Genomic DNA, 20,596 nt, shown 5'->3' with positions numbered 1-20,596 from the left:
CGGTGCCGGCGAGGATTTCGCGGTCCTTGCCCGACCAGTGGGCGGCGAAGCCGCGCTTTGGCAGGCAACGCCCATCCATCGTCGCCACAGCCGCTCGGATAGCCCATTCCGCAGGGTTCTGAAAATCCACAGCGGGCTTGACGCCCCCCGAACTTCTTTCTGCCGGGCCGGCTCCGAGGGTTGGACCGGAAATAACTTCCCTATATCGCCTTGGAGTACAAACTTCGGTTGGTACGCACCGGCCCCGCGCAAACTGAGGTTGGCACTCCAGCGCGTTTTTATTCACAGCGGAACCGGGAAGTTGCTTTCGGCCAAACCCCAAAGTTTGTTCCCGCCCACCCTCCATCCAGGCCATCACCCAGCGAGGCAAGCATGTTCCCATTGCGCGACGAGAACCCCACCCTGGGCAGGCCGCTGGCCTTGCTCCTCATCATCGGGCTCAATATTTTCAGTTGGGTCTTCATCCAAGGCTTGGGCGCGGACGAACCCCTGGCCCGCTCATTATGCGAACTCGGCTTGATTCCGGGCGACCTCCTGGGCCGGGTGCCGCCCGGCACCGTCATCCCGTTGAACGAGCATCTGGGCTGCGAATTGGAGGACGAAGGCTCCCTGCCCACCCTGTTCACCCATATGTTCCTGCACGGCGGTTGGTTCCATCTCATCGGCAATCTGTGGTTCCTCTGGGTGTTCGGCGACAACATCGAGGATTGCATGGGGCCGTTGCGGTTCGTGGTGTTCTATCTCCTGTGCGGGCTGGCGGCGGCGGCGGCGCAAATCCTCTCCGACCCGGCCACCACCGCGCCCATGGTCGGGGCTTCCGGGGCCATCGGCGGGGTGATGGGCGCTTATGCCCGGCTCTATCCGCACGCACGCATCCATACCTTGATCTTCCTTGGATTTTTCTTCACCACGGTTTCGGTGCCCGCCATCGGGATGCTGGGCTATTGGTTCATCCTGCAATTGGCGGGCGGGATGCCGGGGCTGCACGGCGCGGGTGGCGGCGTGGCGTTCTGGGCGCATGTGGGCGGCTTCCTGGCGGGCTTGGTCCTGGTCGGGCCGATGCAGAGGCCGGGCTATCTGGCCGAACATCGGCGGCGCTTTTTCGGCGGCTATCGCTGGTGAGCCGGCCCCGGCCGCGGGGGAAGCGCCGAAACTCAGCGTCAACGCGCCAGGCCGGCCTCTCCCGCCCGGAACGGCGCGGGGGCCATGCTATGATCCAGGCTCGTCGCTCCCAGCCCGCCGCCATGACCATCCTGATACAGTTCATCCATCCCTACCCCGAACGCTCGCGGGCCAACCACGCCGTGCTGGACGCCCTGCGCGACCTGCCCGGTGCCCGCGTCAACGATCTCTACGCGCTCTATCCCAATTTCTACATCGATATCCAACGCGAGCAAGCCCTCTTGATGGAAGCCGATGTGGTGCTGTTCCAGCATCCTTTCTATTGGTATGGCTGCCCGGCCCTGCTCAAGGAGTGGATCGACGTGGTACTGGAACAGGATTTCGCCTATGGCGCGAAGGGACTGGCCCTGCGCGGCAAACGCTGGCTGCACAGCGTCACCACCGGGATGCCCGCCACCGCCTACGCGCCCGATGGCATCAACGGCATCGCCGTCGCCGACCTGCTGAAACCCTTCGAACTGACCGCCCGCTTCTGCGGCATGACCTGGCTTGAACCCATGGTTTTCCACGGTGCCTACGCTGCCGACGAGGCTCAGATGGCCCGCCACGGGCGGGCTTTGCGGCGCAGGCTGGAAACCCTGGCCTAGCGCTGCGCCGGCCTGGCGGGTCGCGGCCCGCCGAAGCGGGGTTACGCCAAAAACCCGGCCACATCCTCCACAATCCCGCGCGGCGCGGCCATGTGGTCCGCATCCGGTGCCCGCGATGACGCTGTACCACGGGGATTGATCGCGGCGGAACGGGCATGGGTGGGGCTGATTCCCGAGCCCCCGCGCTTTTCCATCCTCCACCCCACGAGGCCACGCCATGACCCACACCCTCCCGCCCTGCGCCGATCCGGGCCGCTCGCTCTCCTTGCTGGGCAAGGTCGAAGGCGCCGAAAAACTGCTGCTCTCCGGCCCCCGCGACCGCGCCGCCGACCTCGAAAGCGCCGTCACCTTTTTCCTGGAGTTCCTGCGCGGTTTCGAGAGCTTCGACCTCGAAGCCCCCTGCGTCACGGTGTTCGGCTCGGCCCGCTTCCCCGAGGAGCATCCCTACTACGCCCTGGCGCGGGCCACCGGACGCGCCCTGGCCGAAGCCGGTTACGCCGTGATGACCGGCGGCGGCCCCGGCATCATGGAAGCCGCCAACCGCGGCGCCAAGGAAGCGGGTGGCCTGAGCATCGGTTGCAACATCAAACTGCCCCGCGAGCAACAACCCAACGCCTATCTCGACAAATTCATCGAGTTCGAGCATTTCTTCATCCGCAAGCTGATGTTGGTGAAATACTCGCGGGCCTTCGTGATCCTGCCCGGCGGTTTCGGCACCCTGGACGAAGCGTTCGAGGTCATCACACTGATCCAGACCGGCAAGCTGGAAGCCTTCCCGGTGGTGTTCATGGCGCGGGAATTCTGGGGCGGGCTGGGCGACTTCGCCCGCGACATCCTGCTGGGGCACGGCTGCGTCGATGCGGAGGAAACCTATTTCCTGCATGGCGTCGATTACCCCGAGGACACCGTGCGCATCATCCGGGCGGCGGAAGCCGCGCTGGGCTGAGGGTTCCGCAAACGGTCGCTAAACCCGACGGCAAATGGTTAAATCCACCGCCGATCCGGGGGTTATGCCCCGGCCCGCCTACCCGATCAACCCTCGCCCAAGGAGCGACCCATGACACCGAGCCTCATCCGCGAATGCCCCATCGACACCTGGGAAACCGCGCCGGACGGACAGAACTGGACCGAATGCTTGGAAACCGGGCAAGTGCTTTATCTGCCCCGGCTGGCATTCGCGGTCGGGGAGGCCGAGCGGCGCTTCCTCGCCGAAGGCTGGACCGACGGCAAGGCCAAGAACATCAGCCTGCGCGGGACCGAATTGCGCGGCGCGGTCGGCGCGCCGGACGCGGTCGCGGCGCTGCAAACGATGCTGGCCCGCTTTTCCGACGGGGCGGAACGCTTGGTCCACGGCTTGTTTCCCGGATACCGGCCCTACCTGCGGCGCGGTTTCGCCTCCTACCGCACGGTGCGGGCGGAAGGGCGCGCAACCAGTTGGCGCAAGGACGATTCCCGCCTGCATGTGGATTCCTTCCCCTCGAATCCCACCGGCGGCAAGCGCTTGTTGCGGGTGTTCGCCAATATCAATCCCGAAGGGAAACCCAGGGTCTGGCGGGTCGGCGAACCGTTCGAGCCGTATGCCCGGAAATTCCTGCCCCTGACCCGCCGCCCCTGGCCGGGATCGGCCTGGGCCTTGGAACGGCTGGGCCTCACCAAATCCCGCCGCAGCGAATACGATCACCTCATGGGCCAGTTGCACGATCTCGGGAAGGCCGACCTGGATTACCAAGCCCAGGTGCCGCAAGAGACCTTCGCCTTCCCGCCGGGCAGCGCCTGGATCGTCTATTCCGACCAAGTGCTGCACGCGGTCCTATCCGGCCAGTTCATGCTGGAACAGACCTTTTATCTGGATGTGGAACACCAAGCCCGCCCGGAAACCGCCCCGCTCAAGGTGCTGGAACGGCTGACGGGGCGGCGGCTGGTGTCCTGACCGCGATGGGCGCGTTTCCCTGGGAAGCTCGATTCCAGCGCCCATCCCGGCTACGGTTGCAACATGGCGGTGAAAGCGTAGGATGCGCCGGACAGGAGCGAGGCGCACCGCATCCGCCCCGTCCGGCCCAAGGTCCGGTTCAAGCCGACCGATCCTCCATTCCCTGATTCCGCGAGCGACACCATGACTGCATCCAAACCTTCGATAGGGGACCGTTCCGATCTCTACCGGGCCATGCTCATCGCCCTGGCCCTGTCACCGACCGGATGCGGCGGGGAAGACCGGACGGCGGGTGCCAAACCACCGGCCCAGACGCCTCCCGCCCAGGCGGCGGCCAATCCGCCGCCGGCCGCGGCCCAGCCCGTCGCGGCTCCGACCCAGCCACCGCCGCCCGCCGCCCCGGTCCAAGCGCTGTCGGATTTGGAATCCCTGGTGGCCCCCATCGCGCTCTATCCCGATCCCTTGCTGGCGGAAATGCTGGTCGCCGCCACCTATCCCTTGGAAGTGGTGCAAGCGGCCCGCTGGTTGGAGGCCAAGCCCAACCCCGCGAGCCTCAAGGATAAAACTTGGGACGCCAGCATCCAGCGCCTGGTCGAGGTGCCGCAAGTCCTCAAGATGATGAACGACCATCTGGACTGGACCACCCGCCTGGGCGATACCTTCCTGGCCCAGCCGGAAGCCTTGATGAACGCGGTCCAGGATTTGCGCCGCAGGGCGCGGGCGGCGGGCTTCCTCAAGGACACGCCGGAGCAGAAGGTCACGGTGAAGACCGAGGCGGCGGGTCCCGCCGCCGCGCCCGCTGCCGGGACGCCCCAGGCCCAACCGGCGGTGGTGAAGAAAGAGGTGGTCTACATCGAACCGGCCAAGCCCGACACGCTCTACGTGCCCCAGTACAACCCGCAGCAAGCCTATTCCGCCCCGCTGGCCCCGCCGCCCGTCAGCGCCGCCGCGCCCGCCACGGTGGTCAACAACTATTACCCCAGCGCCGTGCCCGCCACCACGACGACGACCACCACCACGGCCTCTAGCGCCGATCCGTGGTTGACTTTCGGGGCGGGGGCCTTGGTCGGTGGCTTGCTGACCTGGGGCATCATGGAATGGTCCCACAACGACGACTATTGGCATGGCGGCTATTACGGCGGTTATTACCCGCCGGTCAGCCACTATTACGGCGGGACGGTTTGCCGCAACGGCACTTGCTGGAACAGCGGCGGCGGCTACGACCGGGGCAACGTCAACTACAACAAGAACGTCAATATCTCCGGCAACGAGATCAATATCGACCGCAGCCGCAGCATCAGCCAGGACCAATTGGCGAACTGGAAACAAGAACGCGAAGGCTGGACCCCCGACGCCCGCCACCGCCGCGGCCAGCAATATCCCGCCGCCGCCCGCGAGCGCTGGGGCGATATCCAGCAACCGGGCCTGGCCGGGGACCGCCTGGGCGCGGCGCAGACCTTGCCCGCCAATGTCCGGGGATTCGGGCAGGGCGCGACCCGCCCGGCCAGCCTGCCCGCAGGGCAACGTCCCTCCGTGGAGCAAGTCCGCCAACGCCTGGGCCAGGATACCCAGTTGGAGCAGAAGTTCGGGGCCAAGCCGGCCCAACCCAACCGCCCGGCGGCGGTCGTCGATATCCCGAAGCGGCTGGACCAGGGCAACCGGCCCAACGCCTGGGAAGGTCTGGCCGACACCGGCAACGGGCGGCAGACGCGGGCGGAAGAACGCCGCGGCGCGGCCAGCCGGGAGAAAACCCAGACCAAGGCAGGCGAACGGCCCCGGCGGGAGCAGGCGGAACGGCAGCCGACCCAGGCCACTGCGGGACCGGCCCGCAACAAGCTCCAGGAGCGGCGGGCCGAACCCGCCCAGCGGCCCGCCCAGGGACCGGCGGGCCAGCGTGATTTCAGCCAGTTCCGCGACAACCAGAAACGCGCCGAAGCCGCCCGGCCCAACGCCTTCGAGGGTGCCCGCGACAACGCCCGGATGCAGGATTTCTCCAAGCGCGGCGCGGCCAGCCGCCAGAATCTCGCCGCCGCGGGCGGTGGGGCGCAAGGCGGCGGTGGGCGTAATTTCCAGGGCGGGGGCGGTGGAGGAGGCCGGTTCCAAGGCGGTGGCGAGGGCGGTGGACTCAAAGGGAGGCGCTGATGATCCCTCCCATGATCCCGGCCCATTCCAGCACGAACACCCTATCCGAGGACCACGCCATGCACCGCAAGCTCCGCACCGCTCTGTTCGCGACCCTGGCCCTGATTCCGCTCGCCGCCCATCCCGCCCCGGACAGCCCGGCGGTGCCAAGCTTCCCCACCCCCGACGCGGCGGCCCAGTCCTTGCTGCAAGCCGCCCGTTCCAGCGATCCCAAGGGCTTGGACGCCTTGTTCGGTGCCGAAGGCGCGGCCTTGCTGTCTTCGGGCGATCCGGCGGAGGATCAACGCAACCGCGAGGCTTTCGTCGCCAAGGCCACGGCCCGGCTGGCCACGGAAGCCGCCGGGCCGGATCAAGCCACCCTTTACGCGGGCGAGGACCATTGGCCCTTCCCCATCCCCTTGGTGAAAACCGCCGATGGCTGGCGGTTCGACGCCGTCCAGGGCCGGGAGGAAATCATCAACCGCCGCATCGGCCGCAACGAGTTGTACGCCCTGGGCGTGGTCAGCGCCTATGTGGAAGCCCAGTTCGAGTACGCCAATAGCGACCACGACAGCGAAACGGTGGCCGAATATGCCCAGAAACTGGCCAGCGCCCCCGGCCAGCACGACGGGCTGTTCTGGGAAGAAGAGCCTGGCCGCCCGCCCAGCCCGATGGGACCGCTGGTGGCCGAGGCCCGCGCCGAAGGCTACGGCAAGGGCGCGGGGCAATCCGTGCCCTACCATGGCTATTACTACCGCATCCTGACCCGCCAAGGCCCGGACGCGCCCGGCGGCAAATACGATTACATCATCAACGGCAATATGATCGCCGGTTTCGGACTGGTGGCTTTTCCCGCCGAGTACGGCCAATCCGGCGTCATGAGCTTCATCGTCAACCACCAGGGCAAGATCTACCAGAAAGACCTTGGTCCCAAGACGGCGGAGCTGGCCCAGGCCATCAAGGAATACAACCCCGGCCCCGGCTGGGAGCTGGTGGCGACCGGCGAATGAGCGGGCCGGGCGGGTCCGCCCGGTTCGCGCCCAGGCCAGGGTTTTCCCTTCCATTTCCATTCCGATCCGATCCGATCCGACAGGTCCGCATGAATCCAAGGTTCCGTTCCCGTTTCCCGTCCTGGTGGTTATCCCCGTTGCTGGCGCTTTGGCTCGCGGTGCCCGCGCTGGCCGCCGACGAAATCAAGCCGCTCGAACCCATCGACACCTCCAGCCCCAGGACCACCCTGCGGGGTTTCCTCGAATTCATGGAGGAAGCCTATGCCAAGGGCGATGGTTTGGTGAACGACTATCTGGCCTCGTCGCGGCTCTACCTGTCCCCGGCCGAGGTCGCGATCATCGCCAAGGCCCGCTACGACTTGCTGTCCGCCGAGCGGGCGCTGGACTTGAGCCAGGTGCCGCCCGCCATGTTGGACGAGGCGGGGCGGCGGCTGACCTTGCAATTGAAGGAGGTGCTGGACCGCATCGAACTACCGCCGTGGGAGGCCATTCCCGACGCCCAGGCGATGGCCGCCGCCGAGTTCAAGCGCTGGACGATTCCCGGCACCGAAATCCGCCTCGTGCGGATGGAAACCGGGCCGCGGGCGGGCGAATATCTGTTCGGCCCGGAAACCGTGCAGCGCATCCCCGATTTCTACGCCAAGGTCAAGCAACTGCCGTATCGCTCCGGCATCCATGGCGGTTTGTATGATTTCGTCTACTACCGGCCCACCGGCGTGGTCTTGGCGCTACGCGCCATCGTGCCGCCGCGCTGGATACTCGGGGTGCCGGGCTGGGCCATGGCCAGTTTCCTGGACCAGCCGGTGTGGCGCTGGATCGGCATCGTGGGGGTGTTCGGGTTTGGCTTCGCCCTGGCGGTGCTGAGCTTCCGCTTGAGCCAGCGTTGGGTGGGCCGGACCGGGGCCGCCGAACGCTGGACCGAGTTGCTGAGGCCGCTCAGCCTGGTGTTGATCATCCCGGTCGCGGTGCTGGTGCTGACCCAGATGCTGCGTATCTCGGGCGAGGTCAACGCGGTGCTGACCTTGTCGCTGTGGAGCGTGTTCTATCTGGCCCTGACCTGGTTGGTGTGGGTGGCGGGCGGCGCCTTGGCGGAAAGCTTGATCGAATCCGAGCGGCTCATCACCAGCAGCATCGACAGCCAGTTGATCCGGCTGGTGTTGCGCTTGGTGACTTTGGTGCTGGCGGTGGTGATCCTGGTGGTGGGCGGGGACCGGGTGGGCGTGCCGGCCTATTCGGTGGTGGCGGGCTTGGGCGTGGGCGGTTTGGCGGTGGCCCTGGCGGCGCAGCAGACCCTGGCCAATTTGCTGGGATCGTTCATCATCATGTTCGAGAAGCCCTTCGCCATCGGCCATTGGATCAAGGTGGGCGATATCGAGGGCGTGGTCGAGAACGTCGGTTTCCGCAGCACCCGCATCCGCACCTTCTACGACTCCTTGGTGAGCATCCCCAGCAGCGAGTTGGTGAACAGCACCGTGGACAATATGGAGCTACGCCAATACCGCCAGGTCAAAACCACCTTGGGCCTGACCTACGATACCCCGCCCGCCAAGCTCGGGGCCTTCGTCGCGGGCGTGGAACTCATCCTCCGGGCCGACCCCGACACCCGCAAGGACAATATCCAGGTGGCGTTCAACGACTTCGGGGCCAGCAGCCTGGATATCCTGTTGAATTTCCTGATCCGGGTTTCGAGCCGGCGGGAAGAATTGGCGGTCCGGCAGCGGATTCTGCTGGAGATTTTGCAACTGGCCGAGACTTCCGGCGTCGGCTTCGCCTTCCCGACCCAGACCTTGCATATCGAGAGCCTGCCGCAGGGCAAGTTGGCTTGAGTTCTCCCCGTTCCCGCCGGTTCCCCAGCGCCGCTTGGGAACCGGCGGAAGTCCCTACCGCTCGGCGACGCCCAGGATCACCGCCCCCGCTTTGAACACGGCGGTCGCCGCCTCGCCCTCCTTGATATCCAATTGGTCCACGCTGTCGTTGGTGATGCTGGCGGCCAGGGCATCCCCGCCCGCCAGCTTGATGACCACTTCCGCGCTGACCGCCCCGCGTTGCACCCGCTCGACGACGCCCGCCAACTGGTTGCGGGCCGAGAGCCGGTAGCCGCCGAAATCCTTGACCACGATGACCTGTGGCGCTTTGACCAGGGCCACCACTTCCCGGCCGGCTTCGATCCCCAAGGCTTCCACCGATTTGTGGGTCACGGCGGCGACCAATTCGTCGCCGCCCTTGAGCGCGATGATCGCCTCCGCGTTCACCGCGCCCGGCACCACGCGCTTGACGTTGCCGAACAACTGGTTGCGGGCGCTGGATTTCATCCCGAAGCGGCGGTGCAGGAATCTAAAGTTGGGGTTGGCGGCCAATTCCCGGTTGAGCCGGTCGAGGAAGGTCCGGTGTTCCTCTTGCAGCCGTTGGAACAGGTTGAGCAATTCCTGGCCGGCCGGGGTCAGCCGGGTACCGCCGCCGGCCCGGCCACCGGGACTGCTGTCCACCAGGAGTTCCGGCGAGAGGTTGTTGGCGCGGTCGATCAACTCCCAGGCCCCTTTGTAGCTCATGCCGATGGCGCGGGCGGCCTGGGTGATGGAGCCGGTGCTGGCGATGGCGGCGAGCAGGCGGAACAGCCGTTCGTTGAGGCCGCCGATCAGGGTGAGTTCGCCCTGGACCAGGGCGGGCAGGGTGGATTCCGGGACGGGATGGGACATGCGATGACTTCCTGTGCGGGGATGGGAGCGGGACCGCGCTGGCGGCGGTCGGTTTGGCGGCACAGCATACACGCTATTTTCCGGGTTCCCACGCGCCATGTAGGCACCGGGAGGAATCAACGGCAGCCGTCGCTGCCCCGCCGGATATCGCCCAGGCTGCATTGGCCGAAGCCGACCACTTGGGCATGGAGGCTGGATTGCTGGACCGGCCCGGTAGGGCCGGTCGCCGGGGTTTGGACCTGTGCGCGGGTGGCGGCGAGGTTTTCATCCAGGGCCGATTGGGCGGCGGTGTTCGCGCCGGCGGCCAGGGTGTTGGCCCCGGTCAGCACCGCCGCGAGCGAAGGCGGGGGCGGCGGTGCCCCGGTCAGGTTGCCCGTGACTTGAATGTTGGACACGCCGATGATGGCGGTGGCGGCGATGGCGACATTCTTGCCGCCAATGCCGGCCTCGCCCGCGTTCACCACGCCGCGGGGGGCGACCAGGGTGACATCGCCGAAGCGGGCGGCGCGGGCGCTGTCGCCGAAGATGCCGGTCAAGGGGCTGGCGGCGGTGTCGTCCGCGCCGATATCGGTGCCGGTGGAACCCGATTGCGCCCGGATGCCGCTGCCCGATACCGCCGCCGGGAACACCACCACCAGATTGCCCTTGGCGTCGAAGCTATAGGTCGGGGCGGGGGCCGACAGCGCCGCCTTAGCCCCGCGCCCGGCGTCGATATTCCCAGCTTCCGACCATAGGGTGATATCGCCGCCGCCCAAGGTGAACACCCTGGATTGGTTCACCTGCAAATCGCCCTCCGACAGCGCCTCGATCCGCCCCGAGCGCTGCGCCACGATGCCCAAATCCGCCGCCGTCTTGTTACCGCTGAAGGCGGTCGCGAGGCCGACATCGATCAAGCCGCCGGGGGCCATGAGCTGGATATCACCGCCGTCCAGGGTTTGTATCTTGCTGAAGAACAGCTTCATATCGCCTTGATAATCCTGCCCCGGCAATAGCGTCGCGATGGCTTGTCCGCCGCGGCGGTAGGCGGCGGCGCGGCGGGCGGGATCGGTGGTCCGGGCGGCGGCGATCCCGGCGGCCTTGAGTTCCCGGAACAGCACGGCCAGGATCAATTCCCGCTGGCGCACGGCGGGCAGGGCTTGGAAACGGGCCAGGGCGGTGGTGGTGTCCAAGTTGGGGTCGCCCAGCAAGGCCCGCATATACAAGGTCAATGGCCCGGCATAGCGGCCTTGCAGATAGGTCTGGATGAAGGCTTGATAATCCGGTGCCCGGCCCAAACCGGCCCAGGCCGCTATCGACGCCCCGCCCGCGGGAAGCGCGGGATTGGTCAGATTGCCCAGCGTGGTGATGCCCGCCGAAGTGCCGAGGTCCAGGTCGCGCCCGGCCAGCACCTGCAACTGGCCCGGTCCCGCCGCCGAGATCGGCAGGCCGTCGAGGCCGCTGTCCAGGTCGCCGGTGACGGGGTCGCGCAGGATGGGGAAGCGGATATCGCGCCCGGCCCGGATTTCGGAAATATCGTTGGCGCGGAGGTTTTGGAGTTCCAGGCCCAGTCCCACGATATCCCGGCCCGCGCTGATCGTGGCGGGTTCGGCGGTAACGAGCAGGGAAGCGTGGTCCGACACGATATCGCCGTGTTCGGAAGCGATCAACACCGGATCGGGATCGTCCTGATGGACCGGCACGGCGGCATGCAGGAAATCGGTGTTGGCGAGGTTGAAAATATCCAGCCGCTTGGAAGCCTCGTTGAGGCTGGCTTGGGGGGCCGAAACCGGCAGCAGCAACGCGGGATCGGTGTCGGATTGATTGATGAACACCTGTTCGCCCTGGTCGAAATGGATATCGCCGTCCGCCAGCCATTCCAAATCGCCCTGCGCCGCCGGGAACAGGTCGAAGGAATGCCCGACCACAAGCCCGCCGCCGAGGGCGTAGGCTTGCAGCGAGCCGGGATAGAGGGTCAGCATCCGGGCGGCGTCGATATCGCTCAACACCGGGCGTCCGTTGGGCGTGGTGGCGTCGTACAGGAGATAATTCTGCTGGATGACGCTGGCATCGTTGTTGAGCGCCACCGTGCCCGCCGAGCTTTGCAGGTTGAGGCTGGATCGGGCCGAGTAGGTGGAGAAATAAGCCGTCTTGTCGGTGTATGCGGAGGCCGTGAGCGTGAAGGGATTCAAAGCCGCGCCCACCGCGATGCCCTGGGCGGCGCGGACCTCGAAGCGGGCATCGCCCAGGGCGAACACCGGACCCGCCGTGTATTGGGAACCGCCGGTCACCGCGCCCTGGGCGGTCAACTGGGCCGTGCCCTGTTCCACATAGAACACCCCGCCCGCGATATCCCCGCCCGCCACGACCCGCAAATCGCCGCCGCCGCGCACCCGCTGGGTATTCTGGGTGATTTGGCCGTCGTCGCCGACCGGTCCGGTCGGCTTGGCCGTGGTCGGCAGCATGGCCGAGAGGTCGCGCACCGTACCGCCCGCCTGCACCGTGATATCGCCGCCGCCCAACGCGCCCAGGTTTTGCCGGAAGCCGGATTTGAGGTTCTGGGTTTCGGCGTCGGCCGAACCCGCCACCACCAGATTATCGAAAGCGATGCCCCAGGCCGTGGGCCGGTCCTTGGCGTCGATGCCGTCGTCGGGGTTCCAACCGCCGGTGCGCACCAGCCAATCCGACATGAATTGCGATGTGGCCGCGCCGATGATATCGCCCTGGGCGCTGAGGCTCAGATCGCCGCCATCGACCGGATATTCGGCGTAGAAGGCTTTGCGGGTCAGGTCGAAACCGAAGCTGCCGTAGCGCTGGGCGTCGGTGGGACGGCCCGCCGTATAGATCGTGGAGCGCGAGTCGGTGAGCCTGATATCGCCGCTGGCCGTGGCGCTGATATCGCCGGTGCCGGTGCGCACCGACGCGCCCGCGCCGATGACGAGGTCGTAGGCCGCGCCCGTGGTCGCCGCGGGGTCGGCGCTGCCGAGGTCCGCGCCCGCCGCCAGCCGGTAGCTCCAGGAGAAACCGGTTTGTGGCATCAGGGTATCCAGCCAGTTGGGGGCCGTGCCGTCGATCTGGAAGAAGTTCGCCAAGGATTGGGCGTTATAGGTGACGAAGCCATCGGAGAGGTTCTGGCCTATCGTCAAGCCGCCCGCCGCCCGCAGTGTCAGATAGCCCGGCACCTGGTCGGGACCGAAGCGCCAGGCGTTGCCCTGGCTGTCCGGGAACGAGAAGTCCCAGCCATTGGCTTCGACCAAATCGCCCTTGATTTGGCCGGGATCGTAGCGGTTGCCGCCGCCGCTGGGGAAGACCCGCACGAACAATTGCCGGAACGTGGGCGAGGCCGGATCGGCGTCGAAATAATAGCTGCCATCGCTGCTCAGCAGGCTGGACGCGCCGGCGGCCAAGGTCCGGGCCGTGCCGTCGGAGCCGATCTGGGTCAGGCCGCCGACCGGCCCGGCGATATCGTCTAGGCGGGTGGTCCAGACATTGGCGGTGCCGGTCGCGGTCCAGGTGTGGCCCGCGAGGCTGCCGCCCAGGTCGAGGTTTAGATCGCCGCTGGCTTGGATATCGAGTCCGGGCGTCAATTGGAAACCGCCAAGCCGGGTTTGCAGATCGGGATTATTGGCGGCGGCGTCCATATAGGCCGAGGTATCCGCATACCAAGCGGCGATATTGGCATTGGTCAGCGGTATGTCGCGGTAGACCCGCACCGCTTCGACTTCCAGCGTGGCCGCGCCGCCGACCGTGCCGGGGGCGATGGCGACGGCGGCGTCGTCCGCGCCGACCCGCCCGGCCCGCACCCGCACCGTGCCGCCCTGGCCGCTGCCGCCCGCCGCCACGTCGATGTTCGCGCCCGCTTCGATCTGGACCCCGCTGGCGCGGCTACCATCGCCCAGCGCATCGAGGACCACCGTCCCGCCATCGCCGTCGCTGGCCGTGGCGCTGGCCTCGATCCGGGCCGTGCGGGTCAACAGCACGGTTTGCCCGGCGTTCAAAGCCACCGCGCCGCCCTGGTCGCCGCGGGCGTCGAGGCTGCCGGACAGGGTGATGGTGCCGTTGTCGGCGGTGAGATTTAGGCTGTGTGCGCGGACCGTGTCGCCCTGGGCGATGGCGATATCGCCTTGCCTGAGCCGCAGGGAAAGGCTCTCGTTGAAACCGGCGGCTTGCAGCTGGATATTCAAGGCGGAGAAATGGGCCAGGCCCAAGTTCAGCGCGTCCAGGCTGAACGAACCGCCCGCGCCCGCCTGGCCCGCTTGCGCCGACAAGCCACCGTTCAGATTGACCCGGCCCTGTCCCGCCGAGAATTTCAGGCTGCCGGCATCGCCGCCGCCCGCGTCCGCCGCCACCGTGATCCGCGCCCCCGCCGCCAAGTCGATATTGCCCGCCGTCGAGGACAGGGCCACGCTGCCGCCCGGCGCGTACAGCGTTTTCCCACCCAAAGTCACCGCCCGGCCTCCGGCGTCGAGCAAGGCACCGCTGTTCAGGGCGATATCGCCGCTCGCGGCCAAATTCAGGGAACCGGCGGGCAGGACGATGGGTGTCGCCACCGAGATCGATCCAGCCTGTATATCCAAGCGGGCACCCAAACCCTCGGCCACGCTGGCGGGTTTCCCACCCGCGAGCGGGTTGAGCGTGACGCGGTGGGTTCCCGCGTCCAGGGCGAGATGGGCACCGGCCAGGGCGGCGAACTTGCCGATAGCCATCGACAAATCGCTGTCCACCCGCCAAGCGGCATCGCCCGCCGCCAAGAATGCATCGCTGGCCGCGAGCGAGACCGTGCGGAAGCCGTTCCAGGCCTGGTCGCCGGAACCGATTTGGATGTGTTGGGCCGTGACCGCCAAATCGCCCAGCCCGGTGCCAGGGTCGGTCGCCGCCGCGCCGTCGGGATTGGTGAAGCTCACTTGGTCCGCCGTGATCCGGGCCGTCTGTCCCGCCGCGCCCCATCCGCGCAGTCCGGCGCTTTCCACCACCAGACTTTGGGCGTTCACCGTGGCGTCGCCATAGACATCGAGGCTGCCGGACGTGGTCAGGCGCAGTTCGTCCACCTTGAGCGAGTTCAGCAAAGCGTCGCCGAGGATCAAACCCGGCGTGGCGGCGGGCGCGCTGCCCAGGCTGATCCGTTCCGCGCCCAGGGCCAGGGAACCGCCGTCCATTTTTAGGCTGCCTTGTAGCTGGTTGTCCACGGTGCCATACAGCCCCATGGAGCCGGTGGCGCTCAACACCGCGCCGGCGTCCACGGCGAGGCTGCCGGTATGCGCCGCATCGGCCAGCGGGTCGGTTTTGAGGTCGATTTGCGGGCCGGTCGAGAGCCGCACCAAGGCGCTGCCGGTATAGGTCCCGTCCGCCGCGCCGATTTGCCAAACGCCGTCGCCCGCGACGGCTTTGCCTTGGGCTTGCAACGTGGCTCCCGCGCCGATTTCCACCCGGTCCTGGGCCGCCAGGATGATTTCCTGGCCTTGCAACGAGGTGCCCGGAGCGACGGTCACGGATTGGGCGGTGAGTTTGAGGCGGGTCGCGCCGTCGTCGCCGCCGCTGCGGTTGCCGCCGAGCAGGAGGCTTTCCACATTCAGCCGGTTGAGATCGTCGGCGGCGAGGGCGACGCTGCCATCGTCCACGCTGTCCGCGCTGGCCTCGGTGGGAACGATGCTCAAGCGGCTGGCGGCGATATCCACCCGTCCGCCGCGCCCACCGCCCACGGCGTTGGCCGAGAGCGTGCCCGCCAGTTGCAAGGACTGGTCCGCGGTGACCGAGAGACCGCCCGCGTCCAGGGGCAGGCGCGGCGTGGTTTGGTCTCGATCCTGGGCGCGTTGGGGATAGAAGGCGTTGGCGCGGTGGACTTCGTATTCCGAACGGGTGCGGGCGATGCGGCCCGGTTCGACCGTGTAGCCGCTGGTGCGGGCGTCGCGGAACCCGGTGTCCGCCGTATAGCGATAGCCCGCGACCACGGTCGAGCCATCCAGCCGGGTGTAATGCGAACCCATGGGCAGATCGGTGGTGCCGGTTTGCGGCGTGACCAGGAAGGCACCCGGCAACAGCGCGTAATGGGCGGGCAGCAAGACATAGCGCCCGGCGGGTAGGCCACTGCCCGCGCCGAGATAAATGCTATCGCCCAGCTTCAGGCCGGAAGCCTGGAATTCGATGGGATCGTAGGGCGCATAGGCGCTGCCGAGCTGGGGCAGGATCGCGTATTTCTCTTGATAGGTGAATGAACCGTCCGTGTAGCCGGGGTCGTTGGGATCGAGTTGGTCGGTGGAGCCGCCCGGCCCTTGGATGAATTCGAACGCCTGCAAATCGCCGCCACCTGAGAGGTCGAGCTTGGCCCCGCGGGCGACCCGGACCGCCTGGCCCTTGAGTTGAATGGATTTGGCGGGCGGCGATGATATGACCCGGTCGTCGGCCCCCAAGGGGAAAATCCAATCCAGCCCGCCCTGGGTGCGGCCAAACGGGATGACCAAGCCCTGGGCCGAAACCGAAGTCAGGCTGCCCGCCGCCAAATCCAGGCTTTGCCCGGCGCTGAGCTTGATCTGGCCCAAGGGGGCGCGGAGTACGCCTTGGCTGTCGATCCGCGCCGCCGCAAGGCTCAGTTGCCCGCCCGCCGACAAGGGGGCTTTGGCCTGGGCATCGCCCGGCAGGATGCGGATGAGTCCATCGGGGTTTTGCTCCGGGTCGATTTGGAGGGTGAACTGGCTCAAAGTGCTGGGATAGATTTGCCGGGCGGCGAGGTCGATTTCGCCCGCCGCCGCGAATTGCCCCAGCAAATCGCCTTCCGCGTTGGGATTGAGGCCGATCAGGCGGATATCGTTGCGGCTGTGGAGGCCGGCTTGCTGGAAGCCTTGCAGTTCGGTCGAGCCGGTGAGGTCGATCCAATCGGCTTCGAGGTTCAAACGCCCGTCGCCGCTCCGCGTCCCATAAGCACCGGTCCGGTTCAGGCTGGAACCCAAGGTCGCGCTGTGGGCGCTCAGGTCCACCGTGCCGGTATCGCCCGGCTGGCCGCGGTTCCAGGCCAGGATGGGGCTGTCCAAGGTCAGGGACTTGGCGAGCTTCAGGGAAACATCGCCCTCGAACTGGAGACGGCCTTGCTTGGGGAATTCCGCATGGAAGCCCGGTGTACCGGGGGCCGCGACGGCGACTTTGAGCGCGAGGCTGGCGAAGCCGCCCCGCTCGACTTGATCCGTGCCCAGATAGGCTTGGCCGTCGAGGCTGGCGGGAATCCCGCCATCCAAGGCCGCTCCCGCCGCGAGCCGGGCCGTGGCGGTATCCGCGAGGTGGAGCGTGCGCTCCCCGGTGGGAATGGGCAGGGCGTCGGCGGGCAGGTTGTCGGTGGCGAAACCCCGGCTCCGGGCGTCCAGGGTCAGGCCGAGGCTGCCGCCACTGGCACCGGGCGCGGCCCCGGCCTGGGCGCTGAATTCACCATCGGCCACAATGCCTTCCGCCGCGGTCAGGGCGATGTCGCCGCCATCCGAGCCGATCCACCGCCGGGCATAGCCGCCCTGGTTGTCCTTGGGGATATCGAGCGGCGCGGCGGTGCCGGAGACATCGATCACGGCGTCCCGGTCCATCAGCACATAGCCCCGGTTGGCGGTGAGCGCGACCGTGCCACCGGCTTCGACCTGGCCCAGCGCCAGCCCGGCGTTGTTGGGCTGGGCGACGACCGCGCCCTGGGCCAGCAAGCGGGCATCGGGACCAAGGCGGATGGCTTGGTCGGGGTCGTAGCCCCGGTCCAGCGTGGCACCGATGGGATTGATCGTGAGTTGGATCGTGCCGGCGGGGGCGCTGAGTGTGCCGTCGATGCGGATGCCGGTGTCGGAGACGAGGGCGATTTTGCCGCCGGGATCGGTGGCGATGGACGCGCCGGTGCCCAGGCTCAGGCTGTGCTGGGGATCGTAGGCACCGACCTTGGCGTCGTGGTCCAGGGTCAGCGTCAAATCGACCGGGGCGCGGAAGGCTTCCGATTGCAACACGGCATGGCTGAAACCGGCCAGCGGAGTGCCGGTGGCCTGGGCCGGATAAGCGCGGTCCAACTCCCAGGTTTCCAGCCGCAAATCCAAGGCCGTGCCGGGCGCGATGGACAAATCGCCGCCATTGGCGGTCAGGGCGATGTGGCCGAAACCGCCATGGGCCAGGGTGTCCGGCGCGAGGTTCAACAGGGTGGCAGCGGCCTCCGCCGGGGCCGGGTCCGCGCCCACCCGGATGGCATTGGCGGTGATCGCCAAACTGCCGCCTTCGGACAGGCCATGGGCGCTGAGGCTGGCCCCGAGCGTGAGCGCGGTCGGGGTATTGCCCGCCACGCCCAGCGCAATCGATCCGCCCGCGCCCGCCGTGACCTTGCCGTTCTTCGCCAGCCACGCCCCGCCGTCGGCGCTGATCCGACTGCCTTCCGCCAAATCCAGCCCGCCCACGGCATGCAGGGCGATGCTCCCGCCCGCGATGGGCAGGGCCACGGGATCGAGGGTTTGGCGGTTGCCGGGTTGGTCGTTGACCCAGAGTCCGCTGGTGTCCAAACGGGCGGCCGCGCCGAGTTGGAGATCGCCCGACAAGGTTTCGGCAGCGCCGGCGATTTGCTGGGTGGCGAGCGCGATGCTGCCCGAGGGCGCGGAGATATTGCCCTCGACCGACACCGCCCCGCCATCGAGGTCCAGGCTACCGGCGGCGGGGAGTTCGAGGTCGGTGCCTGGGGCGATGGCGATCCGGCCACCGCTGGAAAGCTTCAATTTCTGCACCCCGCCCCGGAATAGCTCGTTGCCCAGCACCAAGGTGGGCGGCGTACCGTCGGCACCGAAGCCGGGGACAGGAGCGCTGGCCGATAGCTTGAGCGGTGCGCCCAGGTTGCGGAATTCCACCGCTTGCTGGCGCTGGCCCGACCAAGCCAGATCGATGGACAGGGTGCCGCCCGCGGGCCGTTCGGACATTTCCCGTTGATAGCGGTCGGCCACGGTATCGGCTTTTACCGTGCCGTCCAGGGACAGGTCGCGGGCTTGGATGTCGAGGGTTCCGGCGGATCGGCCTTCGGTATAGCCCTGTTCGAAACGGCCCTGGCCGACGGGACCGGGCAAGTCCCAGGTCTGGGTGATATTCCAGCGCGGATGCAGCAGGCTGAACCGGCCCAGGAGGGCGTCGTAATGGCGGTTGGGGTCGGCTTGGGAGATATCGTAGACCTGGTCGCCCGAGACCAATTGCGTGGTCTTGAGCCAGCCGTCGAGATAGCGCACCGCGCCGCCCGAGACATCGACCACCGCACCCTGGCCGAACAACACATCCCCCTCCGAATCCAGGTTCACCGTACCGCCGTTGGCGTTGCGCTCCTGCACCGAGCGGCGGATGCGGGCGATGGCCCCGGAAATATCGGCCAAGGGCGTGCCCTTGCGGATATCGACCTGTACGGTTTGGCCGTGCAGGATGCCGTCCTTCTGCAAGGGCGAATCGCGTAGTTCGTTGTCACGCAGTTCCACCGACACCACGTTGCGCGACATGGGCAGGACGGTCTTGCGCGAGCCGGACACATCGATCCGGCTGCCGGGTTCCAATACGATGCGGCTGGGATTGTCGGCGGTGGTGGCGAGCAGGGGATGGGCGGGATGGGCGCTGGCGGTGAAATCGACCTGCCCCCCATGCGCCACGAGGGCGGAACCCGCCGCCATGACGATCTTGCCGCCGGCGATTTCGACCCGCGAGGGCGTCTGGGCTTGTTCGTCCACCGCCTTGCCTTTGGAAGCGTCGAGATCGACGCGGGTGGTGCTGCCCGCGTCCAACTCCACCGTGGCCTGGAGGCCCAGGCCATCGCCCAGGTCGCTGGCGCGGCGGGTGGTTTGCGGCACCAGGTGGAGGGTCCCGTTGCTGTCGCGCTCGATGGCCGCGCCTTCCCGCGCCAATAGCCGCACCGTGCCGTTCAGGCTGACCGAGGTGGAGGCCGATACCCGCCCTTGCTGATGGATCAGATAGCCCAGTGCGGTCACATTGCCGCGGGCCGCCACCAACTTGCCGAGGTTCTGGATGTCGCCACCGGTCTTGACCTCGACCAGGATGCCGCGCAGCTTGGAATCGGAACCGGCTTCCTGCAAATACACCTTGTCGGTGGCGGCGGCCAGCACCACCTGGCCGTCGGGGGCGCTGACCGTGCCTTGGTTGACGATGGCGGGGGCCACCAACAGGATGCGCCCGCCCGCCGCGTTGCTGGCGATGCGGGAACCGGGCTGGGTTTCGATGGTGATTTTCAGGGGCTGGCCGTGGGCGTCGAGCAGGGGACGGCCCTGGGCGTCCTGGCGGTAGACCTGGCCGGTGCCGGTCAGGGCCGCCACCGGCTCGCTGCCCTGGGATTGGTTGATGACCTTGGTCAACCCGCTGTTGAAGGCCGCGTCGGAGATATTCAGCGTGCTGGCGACCAGGGAATTCACATTCACCTGCGAGCCGGGGCCGAACACGAAGCCGTTGGGATTGACCAGATAAACCTGGCCGTTGGCGTCCAAGGTGCCGAGGATACGGCTGGGTAGGTCGCCGGGGCCGATGCGGTTGAGGGCGACGGCGGCCGGGCCGGGTTGTTTGAAATGGACGGCGTTGTTGAGGCCGATGTCGAAGCTTTGCCAGTTGAGGATGGCTTTGTCGGTCTGTTGGTGGATGGTCATGGTGTTGCCCACGACCTCGCGGGTGGCCTGCCCCGCCGTGGCCCAGGCGGCGGCGGGCACCGGCAACTCGGCCCGGGCCGCGCCGATACCGCCGCACAGCAACAAGCCCCGCACGGCCCGGCGTAAATGCCAACGTCCGGCGCGGCGGTCCCGCCGGGTCCGGCCCGTCAATGCCGGACCCCGGCCACCCCCCGTGGCCGTGTCGTCAGGCTGAGCCGCAGGATCGGCACGGTCGCGCCGGTCTCGGGGTGGTACAAGGCCGCGCTCACCTCGCCCACAAGCCGGGCCTGCGCCAAATCCGGTTCGAAGCTGAAGATGAACCGGAACCCCTGAGCCAGCAGGCGGCGGACTTCCGCCTCGCGCCCCGTTTGCTCCACCTTGTCCTGTACCAAACAGCCCATCGCGAAGCCGTAGTCGGCCAGTATTGCCTCCAAGCCGCGTTCCCCGTCCGTCCGTTTCGTGTCTGGCATGG

Annotated in this window: 10 protein-coding genes; 7 read left to right on the top strand and 3 right to left on the bottom strand. The window is 67.6% G+C overall.

Features of this window, described 5'->3' with window-relative positions; all coding sequences use genetic code 11:
* Positions 1-372 precede the first annotated feature (372 nt).
* The 7 genes from K5658_RS01220 (at position 373) to K5658_RS01190 (ending at position 8,656) form a co-directional block, all read left to right on the top strand.
* Entirely contained in the window at positions 373-1,122 is a 750-nt protein-coding gene (locus K5658_RS01220) for a rhomboid family intramembrane serine protease (protein ID WP_221065190.1), read from the top strand.
* A gap of 122 nt (positions 1,123-1,244) precedes the next feature.
* Positions 1,245-1,769 carry an NAD(P)H-dependent oxidoreductase gene (locus K5658_RS01215; protein ID WP_221065189.1) on the top strand — a complete coding sequence of 175 codons (525 nt, stop codon included), beginning with the start codon at positions 1,245-1,247 and terminating at the stop codon, positions 1,767-1,769.
* 217 nt (positions 1,770-1,986) lie between these two features.
* A complete protein-coding gene (locus K5658_RS01210; protein ID WP_221065188.1) occupies positions 1,987-2,715 on the top strand; it encodes an LOG family protein in 729 nt (242 codons plus the stop codon).
* 111 nt (positions 2,716-2,826) lie between these two features.
* Positions 2,827-3,699: a Kdo hydroxylase KdoO gene (gene kdoO, locus K5658_RS01205; protein WP_221065187.1), complete on the top strand. Its 873-nt coding sequence runs from the start codon at positions 2,827-2,829 to the stop codon at positions 3,697-3,699.
* Between the two features lie 183 nt (positions 3,700-3,882).
* Positions 3,883-5,841, top strand: coding sequence for a DUF3300 domain-containing protein (locus tag K5658_RS01200; protein ID WP_221065186.1), 1,959 nt, complete (start codon positions 3,883-3,885; stop codon positions 5,839-5,841).
* Entirely contained in the window at positions 5,841-6,830 is a 990-nt protein-coding gene (locus K5658_RS01195; protein WP_221065185.1) for a DUF2950 domain-containing protein, read from the top strand. Before K5658_RS01200 ends, K5658_RS01195 begins: the two co-directional genes overlap by 1 nt.
* A gap of 89 nt (positions 6,831-6,919) precedes the next feature.
* The gene (locus tag K5658_RS01190) at positions 6,920-8,656 is read left to right on the top strand and encodes a mechanosensitive ion channel family protein (RefSeq protein WP_221065184.1); all 1,737 of its coding nucleotides are present in this window, start codon (positions 6,920-6,922) and stop codon (positions 8,654-8,656) included.
* Between the two features lie 54 nt (positions 8,657-8,710).
* Here the strand turns inward: K5658_RS01190 and K5658_RS01185 are convergent, their stop codons facing one another.
* The 3 genes from K5658_RS01185 to K5658_RS01175 form a co-directional block, all read right to left on the bottom strand.
* Entirely contained in the window at positions 8,711-9,526 is an 816-nt protein-coding gene (locus tag K5658_RS01185) for a TOBE domain-containing protein (RefSeq protein ID WP_221065183.1), read from the bottom strand.
* 116 nt (positions 9,527-9,642) lie between these two features.
* Complete coding sequence (locus tag K5658_RS01180) at positions 9,643-20,295, bottom strand: filamentous haemagglutinin family protein (RefSeq protein ID WP_221065182.1); 10,653 nt, start codon at positions 20,293-20,295, stop codon at positions 9,643-9,645.
* Positions 20,292-20,594, bottom strand: a complete 303-nt coding sequence (locus K5658_RS01175) for a hypothetical protein (RefSeq protein WP_221065181.1) — start codon at positions 20,592-20,594, stop codon at positions 20,292-20,294. Before K5658_RS01175 ends, K5658_RS01180 begins: the two co-directional genes overlap by 4 nt.
* Positions 20,595-20,596: the final 2 nt, after the last annotated feature.

This window comes from Methylomagnum ishizawai, assembly GCF_019670005.1.
GTDB lineage: Bacteria > Pseudomonadota > Gammaproteobacteria > Methylococcales > Methylococcaceae > Methylomagnum > Methylomagnum ishizawai.
This window is presented reverse-complemented; position numbering and strand designations above follow the sequence as displayed.

Excerpts from the sequence above, each read along its gene's own strand:
- kdoO (WP_221065187.1), top strand. The coding sequence starts at position 2,827 with ATGACACCGAGCCTCATCCGCGAATGCCCCATCGACACCTGGGAAACC.
- K5658_RS01215 (WP_221065189.1), top strand. The coding sequence starts at position 1,245 with ATGACCATCCTGATACAGTTCATCCATCCCTACCCCGAACGCTCGCGG.
- K5658_RS01190 (WP_221065184.1), top strand. The coding sequence starts at position 6,920 with ATGAATCCAAGGTTCCGTTCCCGTTTCCCGTCCTGGTGGTTATCCCCG.
- K5658_RS01220 (WP_221065190.1), top strand. The coding sequence starts at position 373 with ATGTTCCCATTGCGCGACGAGAACCCCACCCTGGGCAGGCCGCTGGCC.
- K5658_RS01210 (WP_221065188.1), top strand. The coding sequence starts at position 1,987 with ATGACCCACACCCTCCCGCCCTGCGCCGATCCGGGCCGCTCGCTCTCC.
- K5658_RS01185 (WP_221065183.1), bottom strand. The coding sequence starts at position 9,526 with ATGTCCCATCCCGTCCCGGAATCCACCCTGCCCGCCCTGGTCCAGGGC.
- K5658_RS01175 (WP_221065181.1), bottom strand. The coding sequence starts at position 20,594 with ATGCCAGACACGAAACGGACGGACGGGGAACGCGGCTTGGAGGCAATA.
- K5658_RS01195 (WP_221065185.1), top strand. The coding sequence starts at position 5,841 with ATGATCCCTCCCATGATCCCGGCCCATTCCAGCACGAACACCCTATCC.
- K5658_RS01200 (WP_221065186.1), top strand. The coding sequence starts at position 3,883 with ATGACTGCATCCAAACCTTCGATAGGGGACCGTTCCGATCTCTACCGG.